Origin of the sequence: Maribacter dokdonensis DSW-8 (genome assembly GCF_001447995.1) — a bacterium.
In the GTDB taxonomy this organism is placed as follows: Bacteria; Bacteroidota; Bacteroidia; order Flavobacteriales; family Flavobacteriaceae; genus Maribacter; species Maribacter dokdonensis.
Genome location: NZ_LDPE01000002.1, coordinates 506,346 through 525,597, shown reverse-complemented (window position 1 = coordinate 525,597; position 19,252 = coordinate 506,346). Strand labels below are relative to the sequence as shown.

Annotated in this window: 15 protein-coding genes; 6 read left to right on the top strand and 9 right to left on the bottom strand. The window is 36.8% G+C overall.

Annotation, left to right across the window (positions count from 1 at the left end; genetic code table 11):
* Window positions 1-14: 14 nt before the first annotated feature.
* Window positions 15-1,913 (top strand): amidophosphoribosyltransferase, encoded by a 1,899-nt coding sequence (locus I600_RS11830; protein WP_058104736.1) that lies wholly within the window; start codon window positions 15-17, stop codon window positions 1,911-1,913.
* Between the two features lie 864 nt (window positions 1,914-2,777).
* On the opposite strand, the gene I600_RS11825 is transcribed toward I600_RS11830, so the two are convergent.
* Window positions 2,778-3,386 (bottom strand): superoxide dismutase, encoded by a 609-nt coding sequence (locus I600_RS11825; protein WP_058104735.1) that lies wholly within the window; start codon window positions 3,384-3,386, stop codon window positions 2,778-2,780.
* Window positions 3,387-3,505: 119 nt separating this feature from the next.
* Between I600_RS11825 and I600_RS11820 the strand changes: the two genes are divergently transcribed.
* The 4 genes from I600_RS11820 (at window position 3,506) to I600_RS11805 (ending at window position 12,074) form a co-directional block, all read left to right on the top strand.
* Window positions 3,506-6,601, top strand: coding sequence for a UvrD-helicase domain-containing protein (locus I600_RS11820; RefSeq protein WP_058104734.1), 3,096 nt, complete (start codon window positions 3,506-3,508; stop codon window positions 6,599-6,601).
* A 7-nt stretch (window positions 6,602-6,608) separates the two neighbouring features.
* Complete coding sequence (gene kbl, locus I600_RS11815) at window positions 6,609-7,802, top strand: glycine C-acetyltransferase (RefSeq protein WP_058104733.1); 1,194 nt, start codon at window positions 6,609-6,611, stop codon at window positions 7,800-7,802.
* A gap of 113 nt (window positions 7,803-7,915) precedes the next feature.
* The gene (locus I600_RS11810) at window positions 7,916-9,259 is read left to right on the top strand and encodes an OmpA family protein (RefSeq protein WP_058104732.1); all 1,344 of its coding nucleotides are present in this window, start codon (window positions 7,916-7,918) and stop codon (window positions 9,257-9,259) included.
* A gap of 73 nt (window positions 9,260-9,332) precedes the next feature.
* A complete protein-coding gene (locus I600_RS11805; RefSeq protein ID WP_058104731.1) occupies window positions 9,333-12,074 on the top strand; it encodes a PD-(D/E)XK nuclease family protein in 2,742 nt (913 codons plus the stop codon).
* 2 nt (window positions 12,075-12,076) lie between these two features.
* Here I600_RS11805 and I600_RS11800 read toward each other — a convergent pair whose 3' ends face one another.
* Entirely contained in the window at window positions 12,077-12,787 is a 711-nt protein-coding gene (locus I600_RS11800; protein WP_058104730.1) for an SDR family oxidoreductase, read from the bottom strand.
* Between the two features lie 115 nt (window positions 12,788-12,902).
* On the opposite strand from I600_RS11800, the gene I600_RS11795 reads away from it, so the two are divergent.
* Window positions 12,903-14,243 (top strand): sugar porter family MFS transporter, encoded by a 1,341-nt coding sequence (locus tag I600_RS11795; RefSeq protein ID WP_058104729.1) that lies wholly within the window; start codon window positions 12,903-12,905, stop codon window positions 14,241-14,243.
* A gap of 96 nt (window positions 14,244-14,339) precedes the next feature.
* Here the strand turns inward: I600_RS11795 and I600_RS11790 are convergent, their stop codons facing one another.
* From I600_RS11790 to I600_RS11760, 7 genes are all read right to left on the bottom strand, one after another.
* The gene (locus I600_RS11790) at window positions 14,340-15,251 is read right to left on the bottom strand and encodes a helix-turn-helix domain-containing protein (RefSeq protein WP_058104728.1); all 912 of its coding nucleotides are present in this window, start codon (window positions 15,249-15,251) and stop codon (window positions 14,340-14,342) included.
* A 1-nt stretch (window position 15,252) separates the two neighbouring features.
* Complete coding sequence (locus tag I600_RS11785; protein ID WP_058104727.1) at window positions 15,253-15,765, bottom strand: hypothetical protein; 513 nt, start codon at window positions 15,763-15,765, stop codon at window positions 15,253-15,255.
* 58 nt (window positions 15,766-15,823) lie between these two features.
* Window positions 15,824-16,429 (bottom strand): SRPBCC family protein, encoded by a 606-nt coding sequence (locus tag I600_RS11780; protein WP_058104726.1) that lies wholly within the window; start codon window positions 16,427-16,429, stop codon window positions 15,824-15,826.
* 29 nt (window positions 16,430-16,458) lie between these two features.
* Entirely contained in the window at window positions 16,459-17,409 is a 951-nt protein-coding gene (locus I600_RS11775; protein WP_058104725.1) for an SDR family oxidoreductase, read from the bottom strand.
* 171 nt (window positions 17,410-17,580) lie between these two features.
* Complete coding sequence (locus I600_RS11770; RefSeq protein ID WP_058104724.1) at window positions 17,581-17,982, bottom strand: biotin/lipoyl-containing protein; 402 nt, start codon at window positions 17,980-17,982, stop codon at window positions 17,581-17,583.
* 33 nt (window positions 17,983-18,015) lie between these two features.
* Window positions 18,016-18,633 carry a hypothetical protein gene (locus I600_RS11765; RefSeq protein WP_058104723.1) on the bottom strand — a complete coding sequence of 206 codons (618 nt, stop codon included), beginning with the start codon at window positions 18,631-18,633 and terminating at the stop codon, window positions 18,016-18,018.
* A complete protein-coding gene (locus I600_RS11760; RefSeq protein ID WP_058104722.1) occupies window positions 18,633-19,205 on the bottom strand; it encodes a hypothetical protein in 573 nt (190 codons plus the stop codon). The genes I600_RS11765 and I600_RS11760 overlap by 1 nt, the downstream gene beginning before the upstream one ends.
* Window positions 19,206-19,252 lie beyond the last annotated feature (47 nt).

Sequence of the window (19,252 nt, the reverse complement as noted above, 5' to 3'; positions counted from 1 at the left end):
TAATACCAAAAACAATGAGTGACGCAATTAAGCATGAGTGTGGTATATCTGTAATACGGTTATTAAAACCTTTAGAGTATTACAAGGAAAAGTATGGAACAGCATTTTATGGTGTAAATAAAATGTACTTAATGATGGAAAAACAACATAACCGTGGTCAAGACGGTGCAGGTTTTGCCAGCATTAAATTAGATGTTAAGGCAGGTGAACGTTACATGAGCCGTGTTCGTTCTTGCCAGCAACAGCCTATACAGGACATTTTTGCACAAATAAATGAGCGTATCAATACCGAGATGAAAGAGCATCCGGAGTATGAGCATAATGTTGCCTTGCAAAAAAAGAATATACCTTATATAGGTGAACTCCTTTTAGGTCATGTGCGTTACGGTACCTTTGGCAAAAACAGCATTGAGAGTGTTCATCCTTTCTTAAGACAGAACAACTGGATGCACCGTAACTTAATTGTTGCCGGTAATTTTAATATGACCAATGTTCATGAGCTTTTTGACAACCTGGTTCAACTTGGCCAGCATCCTAAAGAGATGGCAGATACCGTTACGGTAATGGAAAAAATAGGTCATTTTCTTGATGATGCCGTTGCTAAACTATATAAGCAGATAAAAAAAGAAGGATACACCAAACAACAAGCTTCGCCTATTATTGCAGAACGTTTAAAGGTGTACAAGATATTAAAAAGAGCCGCCAAGAATTTTGATGGTGGTTATGCCATGGCAGGTTTGTTAGGCCATGGTGATGCTTTTGTCTTACGGGATCCTAGTGGTATTAGACCGGCTTATTATTACAGGGATGATGAAGTTGTTGTAGTTGCCTCAGAAAGACCTGCTATACAAACGGTATTCAACGTACCTTATGACGAGGTAAAAGAACTTGACCCTGGTGCCGCCATTATCATTAAAAAGAACGGTACTAGCGTCATTCACCAAATTCAGGAACCTAAAGAACGTAAAGCATGTTCTTTTGAACGTATTTACTTTTCTAGAGGTAGCGATAAGGAGATTTATCAAGAACGTAAAGCTTTAGGTAAATTGGTATTTCCACAGATATTGGAATCTATAAATGAAGATATCAAAAACACTGTCTTCTCCTATATACCGAATACTGCAGAAACTTCTTTTTACGGTATGGTAAAAGAGGCTCAAAACTATTTGAACCAGAAAAAAGAAGAACAAATACTTGCATTAGGACCTGCAATTACCGGCGAGCAACTTCATGAAATACTAGAGGTTCGTCCAAGAATTGAAAAAGTAGCCATTAAAGACGCCAAGCTAAGAACCTTTATTACGCAAGATAGCAGTAGAGATGACCTAGTGGCACATGTATATGACATTTCTTATGGTTCTGTAAAAAAAGGAGACAACCTTGTTATTATAGATGATAGTATTGTAAGGGGTACTACCTTGAAAAAGAGTATTCTTAGAATTTTGGACAGGTTATCTCCAAAGAAAATAATAGTTGTATCATCTGCACCACAAATCCGCTACCCAGATTGTTATGGTATAGATATGGCAAAGCTTGAAGATTTTATTGCCTTTAAAGCAGCCTTGGCGTTGCACGAGGACAACAACTCCATGCATATTGTAGAGGAAATTTATAAAAAATGCTTAACACAAGTAGAGAGCCGTGATCAAGATGTCATTAACTATGTAAAGGATTTCTATGCTCCATTCACTGCAAAAGAAATTTCTAAAAAGATCGGAGAGCTGTTGAGTCCAGATGATATCAATGCAGAAGTTTCCATAATATACCAAACCATATCTAGCTTACATGAGGCTTGCCCTAAGAATTTAGGTGATTGGTATTTTACCGGCAACTACCCAACGCCTGGTGGAAATAGAGTTGTAAATAGAGCGTTCATCAACTTCTACGAAGGAAACAATGAACGCGCTTATTAAATAATAATTCGATGAAATGCACACTTTTTATGTATTTCATCGACGAATATAGCATTTTAACGACTGAATAGTCGTTTTGACTTAACCCTGTTTACTTTTAAAGCTACCATAGCATAAGTAGGTTAAGTTCATGGTAAGATTTGGGGCAAAAAAGGTGGAGACTTCTCCGCCTTTTTTATTTTATACAGATTACAGATTGTTATTTTGTAATCCAATTCTTCACAAAGCCCCCTTTAACGTTTTAACGGTACGTTTAACTAGTACTATTTTCAATTGTAGTTAAGCATATTACATTTACAGAACCATAGCATAAGTAGGTTAAGTTCATGGTAAGATTTGGGGAAAAAGGCGGAGCAATGCTCCGTCTTTTTATTTTTGAACCTATTTCATCAAAGCTCTCGTTACCTAAGTATCATTTTCATCTAAAATAGTAGTACAACCTAGGTTTACGACGTACATCGATTAGCTTGCCCAACCACAGTAACATCATTTATATTTACAGAACCATAGCATAAGTAGGTTAAGTTCATGGTAAGATTTGGGGAAAAGACGGGGCTATGCTCCGTCTTTTTATTTTAATGCAACCTAGTTTACTTTCAGGCTGTTATCTATCATAATTCACTAAGAGAAATATAACACGACATAAATAAAAGTGAATTTTTTTCTTAAAATTCCTTTTTTTATTTACTCAATACCAGTAATTTAGTATCGCCATAGCATAAGTAGGTTAAGTTTATGGTAAGATTTGGGACGAAAAGGGTGGAGACTTCTCCGCCCTTTTCTATTTTAAAAACAAAAAAACCACCTATGAAATTTTCACAAGTGGTTTCCTACAAGTTAGTTAGGATTTACTTTACCTTTTCCTTATTTGTTACTAGCATAAAGTTTAGATACCTCATCCCAGTTGATAATATTAAAAAACGCTTCAATATAATCTGGTCTCTTATTTTGATAATTTAGGTAATATGCATGCTCCCATACATCTAATCCTAAGATAGGTTGCCCACCACATTCTACTCCTGGCATTAACGGATTGTCTTGATTTGGTGTAGAACAAACTTCTACTTTACCACCTTCATGAACACATAACCATGCCCAACCAGAACCAAATCTAGTACCTGCAGCAGCAGTAAACTTGCTTTTAAACTCTTCAAAAGAACCAAAAGCACTATCAATAGCAGATGCTAATTCTCCACTAGGCTTACCACCACCGTTTGGTGATAATATAGTCCAGAATAATGAGTGGTTATAAAAACCACCTCCGTTGTTTCTAACTGCACCATTACTCATATCCAAACCTGTTAAGATATCTTCAATAGATTTTCCTTCTAGATCTGTACCTTCAATAGCGGCATTTAACTTAGTTGTATATCCGTTATGATGTTTTGTATGATGTATTTCCATCGTCCTTGCATCAATATGAGGCTCAAGAGCATCATAAGCGTAAGGCAATTTTGGTAATTCAAAAGCCATAATTTATGTGTTTTTAGATTTATATTAATTGTATTTCAAAGTTACGGATTTTAACATTTATATTCACGTAATAATTTGTTAAGAACTGTACAGTAATCCTTAATTTGCAGTAAAAATCAGTGTCTAATTATCCGTTTACCATATATAATGCTTCTGCCGGATCAGGCAAAACGTATGCGCTTGCCAAGGTGTACTTGAAGATTATACTGGCTTCTCCTCAAAATTTCAGAAAAATATTAGCGATCACTTTTACCAATAAGGCGGTAAATGAAATGAAACATCGTATTCTTAACAGTCTTTTTGAGTTTTCAAAAACGACTTCTATGGACCATGCAGCACCATTGTTCAAAGATATACTGAATGAGACCGATTATACTTTTGAGGAATTGCCCGCTTTGAGCAAACTGCGTTTAAAGCAAATTTTGCACAACTATGCTTTCTTTGATATTTCTACCATAGATAAGTTTACCCATAGGCTTATTAGAACATTCGCCAAGGATTTAAAGATCCCTCAAAATTTTGAAGTGGTTCTAGATGTGGACCTGCTTTTACAAGAAGCCGTAGAGCGCGTCATAGGCAAAGCTGGTGAAGATCCTGAATTTACCAAGGTTCTTTTAGATTTTGCACTAGAAAAAATAGAGGACGATAGAAGTTGGGACATTGGTTTTGACCTTTTAAAAATCGGAAAATTAATTTTCGACGAAAACAATGCTGCACATTTAAAGAGCTTAAATGCTATTGAGCTAGGTGATTTTTTAAAACTTCAAAATCACCTTAAAAAACAAACTAAGGATATAGAAAAAAAAGTTGAGGAACTTGCAACCGCTTGTCTTGAACTCATTACCAATGCCGGATTGGATTTTAAAGATTTTCCAAGGGAAACCTTACCCAATCATTTTAAAAAAATAGTTGCCGGCAACTATTTACCAACTCAACTTTACAACAATAAACTAGAAGACAATTTAATTGAAGGTAAAATTCTAAAAGCCACGGTAAAAAATGCCCCTATTGATTTAGCACCTCAACTTTTAGTTTATTATCAAACTATAAAGCAACTTATTTACAAAAGAGGGCTGTTTGCCAATATTAACAGAAACATTGTTCCTTTTGCGCTCTTGAACGCTATTCAAAAAGAATTAAAAATCATTCAAGAAGAAAAGGATCAGTTATCCATATCTGAATTCAACACATTAATTGCAAAGGAAGTAAAGGATCAACCTGCCCCTTTTATTTATGAACGCTTGGGAGAAAAATACCGCCATTATTTTATTGATGAATTTCAAGATACCTCGCAAATGCAATGGGAAAACCTTATTCCTCTTATAGGGAATGCCATGGAAGGCCAAGATGAGTTAGGCAATACGGGTTCTCTATTTCTTGTGGGTGATCCCAAACAAGCCATCTACAGATGGCGTGGCGGTAAGGCCGAACAATTTTTAGAATTGGCGACCCATAAAACACACCCTTTTACCGTACCATCTGATTTGGTTACATTACCAAAGAATTATAGAAGTTACGCGGAAGTCATTAACTTCAACAACAACTTCTTTCAAAGTGTGAGTCCTTTTTTGGAAAATGAGGTTTATCAAGAATTTTTTAAAATAGGCAACCAACAGGAAATCAACCATAAAGAAGGTGGCTATGTTCATATATCTCTTTTGGAAGAGGATGACGATGAGCTTTATGCCGAAACCACTTTAGCGACCATTCAAAAATGTATAGCACAAGGTTATACCTATAGTGACATCTGCATTATTATCAGAAAAAAGAAACACGGTCTATTGCTTGCAGATCAGTTGATGCAGCATAATATACCGGTAGTTTCCTCAGACTCTTTATTGTTGAGCGAGAGCAAAAAGGTTATTTTTCTTGTACAGCTAATTAGGCACTTGGTACAACCCACGGAATTGGAAATTCAATATGAATTACTTCATTTCCTTTCTGAAAACAAAGCTGACAAACACGCTTATATTTATGAGAACCTAGATAATCTAAACAACCATTTCCTAAACGTTTACGGCTTTGATTCTTCTAGATTACGACAAACATCTGTTTATGATGGATTGTCATATGCCATTAAAACCTTTGACCTTATACCTACTTCAGATGCTCACTTGACTGCTTTTATGGATCTTGTTTTTGATGTAGAGCAGAAATTTGGCTCAGATATGCAGTCTTTTTTAGATTACTGGGACAAAAAAGGACATTCGGCAAGCATTAGCACACCAGAAAATATTGAATCTGTACAGATAATGACCATTCACAAATCTAAAGGTCTGGAGTTTCCAGTGGTCATTTTCCCCTATGCAAATTCAAACATATTTGAAGAAATAGACCCTAAATTATGGCTGCCGGTTGATAAAGATGAGTTTCTTGGCTTTTCTGAAATACTGATCAATAAGAAACAGGAAGTTCAAGAATACGGAGAAACCGAAGCCTTGTTGTATTCCCTTGATCACCAAAAATTACAGCTAGATGCGTTCAACCTTTTATATGTTGTTTTAACCAGAGCCGTAAAGGCACTTTTCATAATTAGCGAAAACAAACTTGATAAGAAAGGGGAACACAATACCAATTACTACTCTGGGCTATTCATTCATTTCCTAAAAAGTATTGGTGCGTACCAACAAGATAAATTAGATTACCATTTTGGTGAGTTCCCACTTAATCAAGCCAAAAAAGATCTGGATAACGATCCTCTGACCATACCTTATATATATACCAATAAAGACAGGGAAGATTTTAAAATACTGGCACTGGCAGGAACCCTTTGGGATGAAGGTTTAGATATTGCCATTAATCAAGGTAATGTTATACATTTTATACTGGGTGCCATCCATACCGCAAAAGACCTGGAAAGAGCCATGCAACTGGCATTACAAAAAGGTCTGATCAAGGAACAAGAAGTCAATGAGATAAAGGAAGTTGTAAAAAAGGTCATCTATCATAAAGATTTATCGCAATTTTACACTCAAGATTTTGAGGTGCTGAACGAAAGAGATCTTTTAATGGCAGACGGTTCTACCCAAAGACCAGATAGGGTTGTGCTTAAAGATAACCATGCAACCATTATAGATTATAAAACCGGTGAACGCAATAAGTACTATCACCAACAGGTGAACGCCTATGCCCAAAGTTTTTCAAATATGGGCTACACCATTGATCACAAAATCATTGTGTATATTAATACTGAAATAGAACTAGATTATATATAGAAGGAATATGTACGGAAAAATCAAAGAACATTTACAGCAAGAAATTGAAACGATTAAAAAGGACGGACTTTTTAAAGAGGAAAGAATTATTGTTTCTCCACAAGATGCCGTCATTAAAATAAATACCGGGCAAGAGGTCATTAATTTTTGCGCCAATAACTATTTAGGTTTATCATCACATCCAGAGGTTATACAAGCGGCAAAAGACGCTATGGATACCCATGGCTTTGGTATGTCATCTGTAAGGTTCATTTGCGGTACACAAGATATCCATAAAGAATTGGAGCAAAAAATAGCTCATTTCTATGGTACCGAAGACACTATTTTGTATGCCGCTGCATTTGATGCCAACGGTGGCGTATTTGAACCTTTGCTTACCGCAGAAGATGCCATCATATCAGATTCGTTGAACCATGCCTCAATCATAGATGGTGTTCGTTTATGTAAAGCAAAACGTTATAGATATGCCAATAGTGATATGGCAGATCTAGAAGCACAACTTATTAAGGCAAACGAAGACGGGGCACGTTTTAAGATCATTGTTACGGACGGTGTATTCTCCATGGATGGCATTGTTGCCCCGCTGGACCAAATATGTGATCTAGCCGATAAGTACGATGCCCTGGTGATGATAGACGAATGCCATGCAGCCGGTTTTATAGGCGAAAAAGGAAAAGGTACCTTAGAAGAAAAAGGGGTAATGGGTAGAATTGATATTATAACCGGCACGCTGGGCAAAGCCTTAGGTGGTGCCATGGGCGGTTATACTACAGGAAAAAAGGAAATCATTACGTTATTGAGACAACGCTCTAGACCTTACCTATTTTCAAATTCCTTGGCACCCGCCATTGTAGGTGCCTCTATAAAGGTATTTGATATGTTGGAGAACGACACTTCTTTAAGAGATAAGTTGCAAGAAAATACTGCATACTTCAAAAAAGGCATGATAGCGGCTGGTTTCGACATTGTTGATGGCGATTCTGCCATTGTACCGGTAATGTTATATGATGCCAAACTATCTCAAGAAATGGCAAATAAACTTTTGGAAAAAGGCATTTATGTTATCGGGTTTTTCTACCCTGTTGTTCCAAAAGACAAAGCTCGTATTAGGGTACAACTTTCAGCCGCGCATTCAAAAGAGCATTTAGACGCTGCCATTACCGCATTCACAGAGGTAGGCAAGGAATTAAAAATCGTTTAAATGCACCATTTAATCTATTAAATGCATTAAAAAAAATAGGAAATTGATTTTGTTAATAATATTTAACAAGTTACATTTGCAGCTAATAAACACTTAAACTTAAAAATTTGAACATGAAACATCTTAGCAAATTATTGGTTGTTGTACTACTTGTTGTAGGTATCAACAACATACAAGCGCAAGACGAGAATAACCCTTGGCAAGTGCAATTTGGGGTTAATGCCATTGACGTATATCCAACTTCGGATGTAAGTTCTTTCGGTAATGAATTCTTCAATGCAAACGATCACTGGAATATCTTACCTTCTATTTCTTATGTAGGAGTATCTAAATCTATAGGAGATGGTTTCTCTGTTGGAGCTAGAGGTTCTCTTAACAAAATTAGCAAATTAGGTGACGTTAGTGTTGACGATCTATCTCACTACGCTATAGATGGTACAATTAAATATGATATCATAAAAAGACAAACTGTTCTTGACCCATTCATCGAAATAGGTGGTGGTTATACTTGGATCGATGAAATCGGTGCTGGTACTGCAAACGGTGGTGTTGGTCTTAACATCTGGTTCTCTGAGAACTTAGGTCTTACTTTACAATCTTCTTATAAGCATGCTTTCGAAGATTACTTAGCTCCTCATTTCCAACATTTAGCTGGTATCTCAGTTAAGTTTGGTGGTACTGACACTGACGGTGACGGTATCTACGATAAAGATGATGCTTGTCCAGAAGTTGCTGGTCTTGAAGCATTCAACGGTTGTCCAGATTCTGACGGTGACGGTATAGAAGACAGCAAAGATGCTTGTCCTAACGAAGCTGGTTCTAAAGAAATGAACGGATGTCCTGATGCTGACGGTGACGGTGTTGCTGACAAAGATGACGCTTGTCCTAACGAAGCTGGTGTTGCTGCTTTAGCTGGTTGTCCAGATGCTGACGGTGACGGTGTTGCTGATAAAGATGATGCTTGTCCTTCTGAAGCAGGTCCTGCTGAGAACAAAGGTTGCCCATGGCCTGATACTGACGGTGACGGTGTATTGGACAAAGACGATCAATGTCCTGAAGTTGCTGGTACTGTAGCTAACGCTGGTTGTCCTGAAGTAACTGAAGAAGTTCAAAAGCAATTGAACGATTACGCTAGAACTATCTTATTTGATACTGGTAAATCTTCTATCAAAGCTGAGTCTACTTCAGTAATGGTTGACATTATCACTATCCTTAAAGAATACCCTAACGCTAAATTTACAGTTGAAGGTCACACTGATAGCGTAGGTAGCGAAAAATTAAACCAAAGTCTTTCTGAGTCAAGAGCTCTTTCTGTAAAAGAATTCTTAGTTGACAAAGGAATAGAAGAGTTCAGATTATCTGCAGTTGGTTACGGTGAGTCTAAGCCTATCGCAACAAACAACACTAGAGCTGGTAGAACTCAAAACAGAAGGGTAGAAATCAACTTAGTAAAATAAGTAAAAAACATACCTAAGTGTTTTAATAAAATAAAAGCTCCGCAATATTGCGGAGCTTTTTTATTTTTACATCATGCAGAGCTTTATACAAGATGTAGTACAGGATGTTTTAAAACACAATTCTAACATTGCCAATACCATTTTTATCTTACCCAGTAAACGGGCTGGTGTCTTTCTTAAGAAAGCACTATCCAAATCATTGACCAAAACCATACTTGCTCCTGAAATTTACAGTATTGAAGACTTCATTGAAAAAGTATCCAACCTGGTAACAGCCAATACTACTACCCAGTTATTTGAACTGTATAATGCTTACTTGAGCGTTGGTGACTATGACAAAGAATCTTTTGATTCTTTTTTGAAATGGGGACAGATACTATTACAAGATTTTAATGAAGTGGATCGCTACTTAGTAGATGCCACTGGTCTGTATCAAAATGTTGCCGCTATACAAGAGGTAAATCATTGGTCATTGAACAGTGACAAATCTGAAATGATCGAAAATTACCTTCATTTTTGGCGCCATCTTGAAGAAATATATACCAAATTCAATAATAACCTCATACAAAAAGGTTTGGGACATCAAGGTCTTATATATAAAACATCGGTATCCCAACTATCTGGTTATCTTGAATCCAACAGCAAGAAACATATTTTTCTTGGCTTTAATGCCTTGAACACTGCCGAAAGTATTCTTATACAAACCATTCTTGAAAAAACAGATGCCGCTATCTATTGGGATATTGACCCTTATTTTCTAAAAGACAATATTCATGATGCCGGATACTTTATCCGCCAGTATCAAAAAACATGGAATGTTCTAAAAGACAAACCTCTTGCCGGTCTAACCAATTACTACAATACTGATAAGCACATAGAAATTATTGGTGTACCCAAAAATGTATCCCAGGTGAATTATGTAGGTGATATTTTAAATCACATTCAAGGTAACGCACCAGAAACATTGCAAAACTCAGCCATTGTTCTTGGTAATGAAGAATTATTAAACCCACTATTAAATTCTATACCGGATCATATTCCGGCAACGAATATTACCATGGGTCAAAAGCTAGAGTCTACTACCCTAGCAAGTTTTTTTATAAACCTCATAGAATTTCATGAACAAAAAACAGATCGTGGCTGGTTCTATAAACACCTATTGAATCTTTTGACGCATTCATATACTGTCATATTATTCGATGCAAATGAGGTTTCTACCCACCAATTAATTTCAAAAATAAAGTTGAATAATTGGACCTATATCAACCATGGACAAATAAATGCGCTTTTACCTGAGCATGCCACTGTTTCTTTATTATTTGAAGAGATCAGCAACGACCCCAATAAACTTTTAGAAAACTTTCTAGCCTTAATCACTTCTATGAGAAGCATAGAGGCGGTAAAACAGAATTCATTATTGTTAGAGCAGTTATATAAATTCTATACCTTGTTCAATCAGCTCAAGGATCTTTGCAATAACTTTACCTACATAAACAATTTAAAAAGTCTAAAACACCTTTTTAAACAGTTGTTAAGCTCAGAAACCTTAGATTTTCAAGGAAATCCTATAGAAGGCATACAGATTATGGGTATGCTAGAAAGTAGGTTGTTGGATTTTGAGACCATTATCATCACGTCTGTAAACGAAGGTGTACTACCATCGGGAAAATCCAATAATTCCTTTATTCCGTTCGACTTAAAGACGAAAAACGGATTACCCACCTACAAAGAAAAAGATGCGGTGTACACCTATCACTTTTATCGATTATTACAGCGTGCCAGAAACGTATACATCTTATATAATACTGAGCCAGATGCTTTAGAAGGTGGAGAACGTAGTAGGTTGATCACCCAATTACTAACGGATGATAATAGAAGCGATATCAAAGAAGTCATAGCCACACCTACCATACAACCTATTGCCAAAGAAATTGAGCAGATAGCAAAGACAACTACGCTTACACAACTTATTCGTGAAAAAGCCGCTAAAGGATTTTCGCCAAGCTCTTTGAGCAACTACATTAGAAACCCAATTGATTTCTATAAGCAGAATCTATTGAATATCAATGAGGTCATGCAGGTTGAAGAGACCCTTGCCCCTAATACTTTTGGTACTATTGTCCATGATAGCTTAGAAGAGTTGTATACACCTTTAGTTGGCACAACCCTTACCAAAGAGTCTCTAAACGATATCCGTAAAAATGTAACTACCTCGGTAGCCCGTAACTTTGAAAAAACGTATAAGGAAGGGAACATCAGTTCTGGTAAAAACTATATTTCTTTTCATGTCATCCTTAAGTACATTCAAACATTTATAGATGCGGAAATAACCGCTATTAAAGACCATAGCATTAAAATAATTGCACTGGAACAGTCACTATCAGTACCCCTGGAAATTGCCGGTTTGGACTTCCCCATCACCTTAAAAGGAAAATTAGACCGTGTTGATGAATTTGATGGCGTTACCCGAATTATCGATTACAAAACAGGTAAGGTAGAACGACGAAATGTTGAATTAATGGATTGGGACGTACTTACCGAAGATTATCAATTTAGCAAGGCTTTTCAATTGCTTTGTTACGGATTAATGTTTTTTAAAATGCATCCTGCAGATAACTTAACCATTCAAGCAGGTATTATTTCTTTGAAGAATTTTGCCGATGGTACGTTGTTGTTCGCGCAAAAAGAAACTGCCCGAGGACCCAAAAATCACCTTATTACCAATGAGGTCATTTCTGATTTCGAGCAGCTACTTGGTCAGTTAATTACAGAAATCTGTAATGCCGACATTCCTTTTACTGAAAAAGAAGTCTAAACTTATTTCTTGTCCGGTCTTGTTGGCCTTACCTCTATTTTACTAGGTAAGGTTCTTTCGTTCATCTGTAATAGATCTAACACCAATTCACCAATGTCCTCTGGTTGAATTTTCCATGCATCTTTATCACCTGGCTCATTATGGTTAAAATGTGTTGCCACAGAACCCGGCATTATGGTAGATACTTTTATACCGTACTGTCTAAGATCTAGCATTGCCGCTTGTGTAAAGCCTACCACACCAAATTTTGATGCATTATACCCAGCACCTTGAGCAAAGAAATTGGTACCTGCCAAACTTGCTAGGGTAATATAATATCCTTCTGTTTTCTTCAGGGACGCTACAGATGCTTTTAGGGTATGAAAAACACCACTAAGGTTAACATCTATCATTTGGTGCCATTGTTCTTCGGTCATTTCATCTATGGGTGCAAAATTACCTACACCGGCATTTGCTAGAACAACATCTACTTGACCCCATTTATCCGTTATTTTAGCTACGGCATTTTCTTCGTCTGAAAGTTTAGCTACATTAGATACAATTCCTAAAACATTATCGTTATTAAAATCTTTTAACGCCTGATCTACACTTTCTTGAGATCTACCGCTAATGGCCACTTTCATGCCTTGACCCAATAATGTTTGTGCTACGGCAAAGCCTATTCCCTTAGTGCCTCCAGTTATATAAGCTACTTTATTTTTTAAATCTTTCATTGTTCAATTTTAAAATTGATACAAGTTACCAATTCTTTGATTTTTATGTTAACCCAAAAGATTATGATTTTACGATTTTCATTCATTATATTTAACAACAACTTAACACTCAACAATGAACAGAATTATCGTATGGTCCATTACCGTGGCCCTCGCAGGATTTTTATTTGGTTTTGACACCGTTGTCATCAGCGGCGCAAATGAACCTATTAAACAAATTTGGAACACATCACCTTTATTTCACGGCACCTTTATCATGAGTATGGCACTCTGGGGTACCGTAGTAGGCTCTCTTTTTGGTGGCATTCCCACCAAAAACCTAGGGCGTAAGAAAACGCTGTTATGGGTAGGTATTCTGTTTCTGGTCTCCGCACTTGGCTCTGCCTTGGCGCAAGATCCATATTCATTTTCCCTATTTCGTTTTATTGGTGGTGTAGGTGTCGGTATTTCTTCGGTTGCCGCTCCTATTTACATTTCTGAAATTACATCTAAGGAGAATCGTGGAAAGCTTGGCGGACTTTACCAATTTTGGTTGGTATTCGGTATTTTAATCGCCTTTGTATCTAACTGGTTATTAAAAGGTTTTGATGGTGCAAATGATTGGCGTTGGATGCTTGGTGTAGAAGCCATACCCGCTTTCATTTACACCGCAATGGTATTTACCGTACCTGAAAGCCCTCGTTGGTTGGCTTTACACAAAAAGGATGATGCAGGCGCCTTAAAAATATTAGAGATCATACACTCTAAAGAAAAGGCCGCGCTACAATTGGCAGAGATTAAGACCGATTTACAGCACAGCACCAAAAGTGAAAGCCTTTTTCAAAAGAAATACTCAAAAGTACTTTGGCTCGCTTTCTTTATAGCATTCTTTAATCAATTATCAGGCATCAACTTTGTACTGTATTATGCCCCTGAAATTTTAGAGCAAGCCGGGTTAGGCGGTAAAGAGTCTCTTTTCAACTCGATCGCCATTGGTATCGTAAATCTTGTATTCACCTTTATTGGAATTCGCTTATTGGATAAACTAGGAAGACGACAACTGATTATTATTGGTTCTATAGGCTACATTATTAGTTTGGTTATGGTGGGTCTCTGTTTTCAAATGGATCTGGGATCTACCCTTACACTTACCTTCATCTGTACTTTTGTTGCCTCTCATGCCATTGGGCAAGGTGCGGTAATATGGGTCTTTATATCAGAAATATTCCCGAACAGTGTTCGTGCTTACGGGCAGTCTTGGGGTGTTAGTGTACATTGGGTATTTGCCGCGATCATTACATTGATCACTCCCTTTTTCCTAGATGCTACCCAAGGTGTTCTTAAAGACCATGTTTGGTATATCTACTACTTCTTCTGTGCAATGATGGTATTGCAACTTATTTGGGCAATGACCAAAATGCCGGAAACCAAAGGAGTTTCTTTAGAGGAATTGAGCAAGGAATTGGTGAAAGAATAAAACATCAACCTGTTAAATATTCATCAATTACAAAGCCCTCGTTACATCTGTAATGAGGGCTTTGTAGTCTTTTCCCTTTAATAGTAATGGAAGTATCTAATTCACACTAAACTTTTCACGATAAGCCGTTGGGCTAATACCTTCTTTCTTTTTGAACAACCTTGAGAAATAATGCGGATATTCAAAACCCAACTCATAAGCTACCTCAGCAATACTTTTACTGGGATGCAACAACATATTCTTTGCTTCATCTATTAACAACAACTGCAAATGTTCCGTGGTGGTCTTACCGGTCTCCTTTTTTAAGGTATCGCTAAGATAACGTTGCGAAATTGCCATTTTATCGGCAATCTGTTCTATGCTAGGTATACCATTTTCCTGTAGCTGACCAGATTCTACGTACTCCAACAACTGCGTATTAAACTGTTCTAACAAACTTGTAGAAAGTTCTTTTCTGTTTAAAAATTGACGCTCATAAAATCGATTGGCGTATTTCAACAGGGTGCTCAATTGAGATACAATAATGTCCTTACTGAACTCGTCTTGATTGTTTTGATATTCAATTTCAATATTCTCGACAATGGATTCTATCTGCTTTTCTTCTTTTGGTGAAAGGTGCAATGCCTCATTGACCGAGTACGAAAAGAAACCATATTTTTTGATTTGATGCGCCAACTCCGTTCCTTTTAAAAAGTCCTCGTGAAAGCTGATCGAAAACCCTTTTTGTTCAAATACCGCTGCCTCGTTCCATTGCAATACTTGCCTTGGTGCAATAAAAAATAGCGCTCCGTTATTGAAATCGTATTTTGTACGCCCATAGTTTAAATCGCCCTGTACAAACTTCTTAAAACTAATGGTATAACAATCGTTGGTAATGGGTGGCGAACTTTCCTTGGGGCAAGGTAAAAAACCATCTCCCGTTGCCGAAAATACACTCAACATAGGATGTTCCGGACCAGGTAGTTCCAAATACGCTATATAGGACGATAATGTTTTAAAATGCTGCATACTACTTGTTCATTTCTTTAGCTGCCAATTGTAATTGTTTATTATACCCATCTATTCTTGCGTGGGCAGTACCATCTACCAATAAAATAACCGTCAACATGGCTATGGTGGTAATCATACTTGCTCTCCAAACCGGTGTGCTTACAAACAACAGTAGTATGGCACAAGCTATGATTATGATAGGTATCGCCTTAAAGACAATAGTATCGTATTCTTTTAAAGTAGCTTCGGCGCGTTCTAATTCTGATGCTACAAACGCCGGTGCATCCGTTTGGTAGGCTTTTTCAAATTGGGGAATTCTTGATTTATTGGTAAAAAACAACCCAACACCAATGATTAAAAGTAAACTGCCCGCTACCAATGTAGGAATTATATATGCTCTGGCGATATCTGTTTTACCCAATTGCCAAAACCCCAAGCTTGCCACTAAAAATGCCAGACCGAAGAGCATGAAGAACGGAGTTGAAAATAGTTCTGCCTTTGCCCAATCTGTTGCCGCTTTTAATATATCCATGTCTCTATGATTTAATTGCTCTATTCTACTAAATTAAAATTTAATCTATTGTTTTTGTCTATTTCCTAGACCCTATATTATTTACAATTTTTGCCGGACCTTCTGGAAACCATGTTTTTGCCAAGAAATTAGGAACCGAACCCACCGGAACATAATCTGCATTATAGGTGATTTTAGTGCTTGTATTGTCTACCTTTTCAAATTCGTAAACAACTTTATAGTCCGTCATTCTTTTTACATCATCTTTCTTGTAATCATTTGCAGCAGCTATGGCTGTAAAAACAAGTTTATCCTCTTGCTTTGTCCTATTGATTTTTATCACAATATCACTATCTGCCATGGGCCATGGGGCATCAAAATAATAGTAGGCCAACCATGCATTTTCCGACACTTTTTCTATCTCATGGGTTACCGGGGTTCTCTCCAAGAAGTTTTTATGGTTGGCCGTATTTGAAAAATAGGCATCTAGCGCTTCTAAACTTATATTGGCAGTGGTCTGGGCAACATAATAAAAATGCGTTCCTTCTTCTTCCTTTACCAATTCGTATTTTACTATCGTTTTACCGTCCTTAGCAGTTTCGGTCTTCCAGTTTCTTTCTTGTGAAAAAACGTGTAGTGATGCTAATAGCATTACTACGATACCAATGGTTTTTATCCTCTTCATTTTATTCCTATTTCATTATTAGTTAACTACTACACGTTCCATTCATAACCAACGGCTTCTTCTGAAACTTCCCACAGTTTTTCCATAACGGGTTTGTCCTTGGCGTGAGGTTCTAATTTGCACTCCCCTACGGGACCTGTCCAATAATTTTTACCTGTTGGCCCATAAAAACCAGATTGATCTAAATCTGGCTCGGTGGCACACATGACTTCTGGGTATGCCCCTTTCTCTGCAGATTGTACCATGGGCGTTAATTTCATGATCTGCCAAATAAATCTTGTCAACAAGCTACCGCTGGTCTTGATCAATGATGTTGAAGATGCACCCGGGTGGCATGCGTATGACTTTACACCTGTTTTGCCCGCCGCCTTAAGTCTATCTTGCAATTCATAAACGGTCATGATCTGTGCCAATTTACTTTGACTGTACACGCCGTTTGGGCTGTAGTTCTTGTCCCAGTTCATATCATTGAACTGTATGGTCTTTATGCCCAAATTGTAGCCCATACTGCCCACGGTCACTATTCGCCCTTTTGATTCTTCTATACGTGGGTACAGCAAAGCCTGTAATAAGAAATTACCGTAATGGTTTACCCCTAACTGACTTTCAAAACCATCTTCCGTAAATGTTTGTTTGGGTACTTGCGCAATGGCGGCATTGCACATTAGTGCATCTATTTGTGGAACGTTTTTCAGTATTTCATCTGCAGCTTTCCTAACCGATGCCAATGATGCCAAGTCCATTTCTATATTGCTTACCGGTATGGCATTGCCAAGTTCTTGTTTTAAGGTTGACAACGTATCGGCAACCTTTTTGGGGTTACGGTTTAGCATGACCACTTTAGCCCCTTTTTTCAACAGTATTCTTGCCGCCTCAAAACCAGTACCACTGGTTGTACCGGTAATTATGAATGTTTTGCCCTTGAGGCTTTTGATTCTATCTGGGGTCCACCCTTTTTTACCAAATTGTGTTGTACTCATATCGCCTATTTTTTAAATGTCTAAAAGAATAGGACAAAGGTATATGCGAAGTTGCCGTTAGGACTTACACACATTTTCGAATGTTGTGTACTTTTTGGTGGGATAGTGGGATAGTGGGATAGTGGGATAGTGGGATAGTGGGATAGTGGGATAGTGGGATAGTGGAGAATATTAAATACCTTCTAATTTACATAGCTCATCTCCTGGAACCAAGTCTTTTTTATGTTCACAAACCCAAATTACTTTTCCATTATAGAAACTTTCAAATTCTATGGTAACGGCTTCATTCCCTAATTCACATAACACATCACCAGAATTTACCTTATCGCCAACTTTTACATACCACTTTTCTAAAACCAAAGGCATCTGATTTCCTAAATCTGGAGTTGTACATACACTTACTTCTCCTGTTTTTAGTTCTGGAATGACCACCCTATTCGGTTTTGGACCTTCTCTCCCTATTTCTTCCCTAGTCTTAAAATGAGGATTAGCTTTAAAATCCTCCATATATTGGGCGTTTTTCTTATTATACTCAAAAAGCTTAGCTAAATATGCTTCTATTATTTTTCTCAAATTGTATATGGTTTACTTTTAAGGTGAACATATTTAAGCCAATTCTTCAGATACGAATTCTATAATTTCTCCGTTATCATTTGTTGCCCAAATATGTAATGAATCATAGCCATTACGTTTTACACTTTCAAAATCTATTTTAGTACCGTCTATGAGTTCTAACAGCCCATTCTCATCTACCTCTTCTCTAAACTCATCTTCATAATCAATACCATAGTAAGTGCTTATAGTTATTTCAAAAATTTCATTGCCATTACTATCCTTATACAGATGCTCTAATGGTCTATTGGTAATTTCCTCTTGTGTAAATGTATCGCAAAACATAGCATTGTAACCATGTTTGCAACCATCGAATAACAAAATTTCTTCACCTGAAATTACATCAACAGCTATTAGCAAAGCAGGTGCAAAATTAGTTTCGACAATAAGGTAATTATAATCTTCGTGAAGTTCTCCGTAGTATTTAATTTTAAATTTATTGTTACCTGATGTAGATTTCAATTTTCTGCACCATTCATACGAGTGTAACTCTTTAGGATTTTCAATATGATTGGTAAAACCTTCAAGAAAAGTGGGACCTAAAATGCCATTGTCCGTATTTAATACATGGGACTTACTACTCCCTTTTTTAGACATACCGAAAATGCTCATTACTTTATTTTTATCTGTTTTACCACAGAAGTAAGGGGTATTGCAAAAACACCGTCATCATTCAATAAAAAAACAATATCCTTGGTTTTGCCAATGAGTTTACCCTTCTTCATTTCATTATCTACCATAGTAATGGTAATATCTATTTGATTGGTTATTTTTTTCTTCGTGTATTTACCGTAAAAACCAGCAGATAAAAACAAGTATATAATAAAACTTATAGCTATTACTGTAATTCGGTATTGTTTAAACCACTTCTTTTTATCGCGCCCAAAATTCATTTTTGAATATGATTTAGGCCATCTCTTTAACCAAACATAATCAAGGTAAAATAGCATGGAAATAAATAATGTAGATGCGGCTGCAAAAAAAATGATATAAACATCTGCAAATGGAGCTATTAAAAAATCAAAAACGTCTCCGTAATCAAAAATATTTATACCAAACTCAGCATACTTTTTATAATTAAAAATCATACCTATACCAACAGCCACTAGATAACAAACCGTAATAACAGTCTGTATTTCTTTTATAATTAATTCATAGGTATCTTTTATAAAGCCTTCTTTCATTATCTAATAATAAGGATTAAGGTTAAGTGGAGTACTTTGTCTAGATA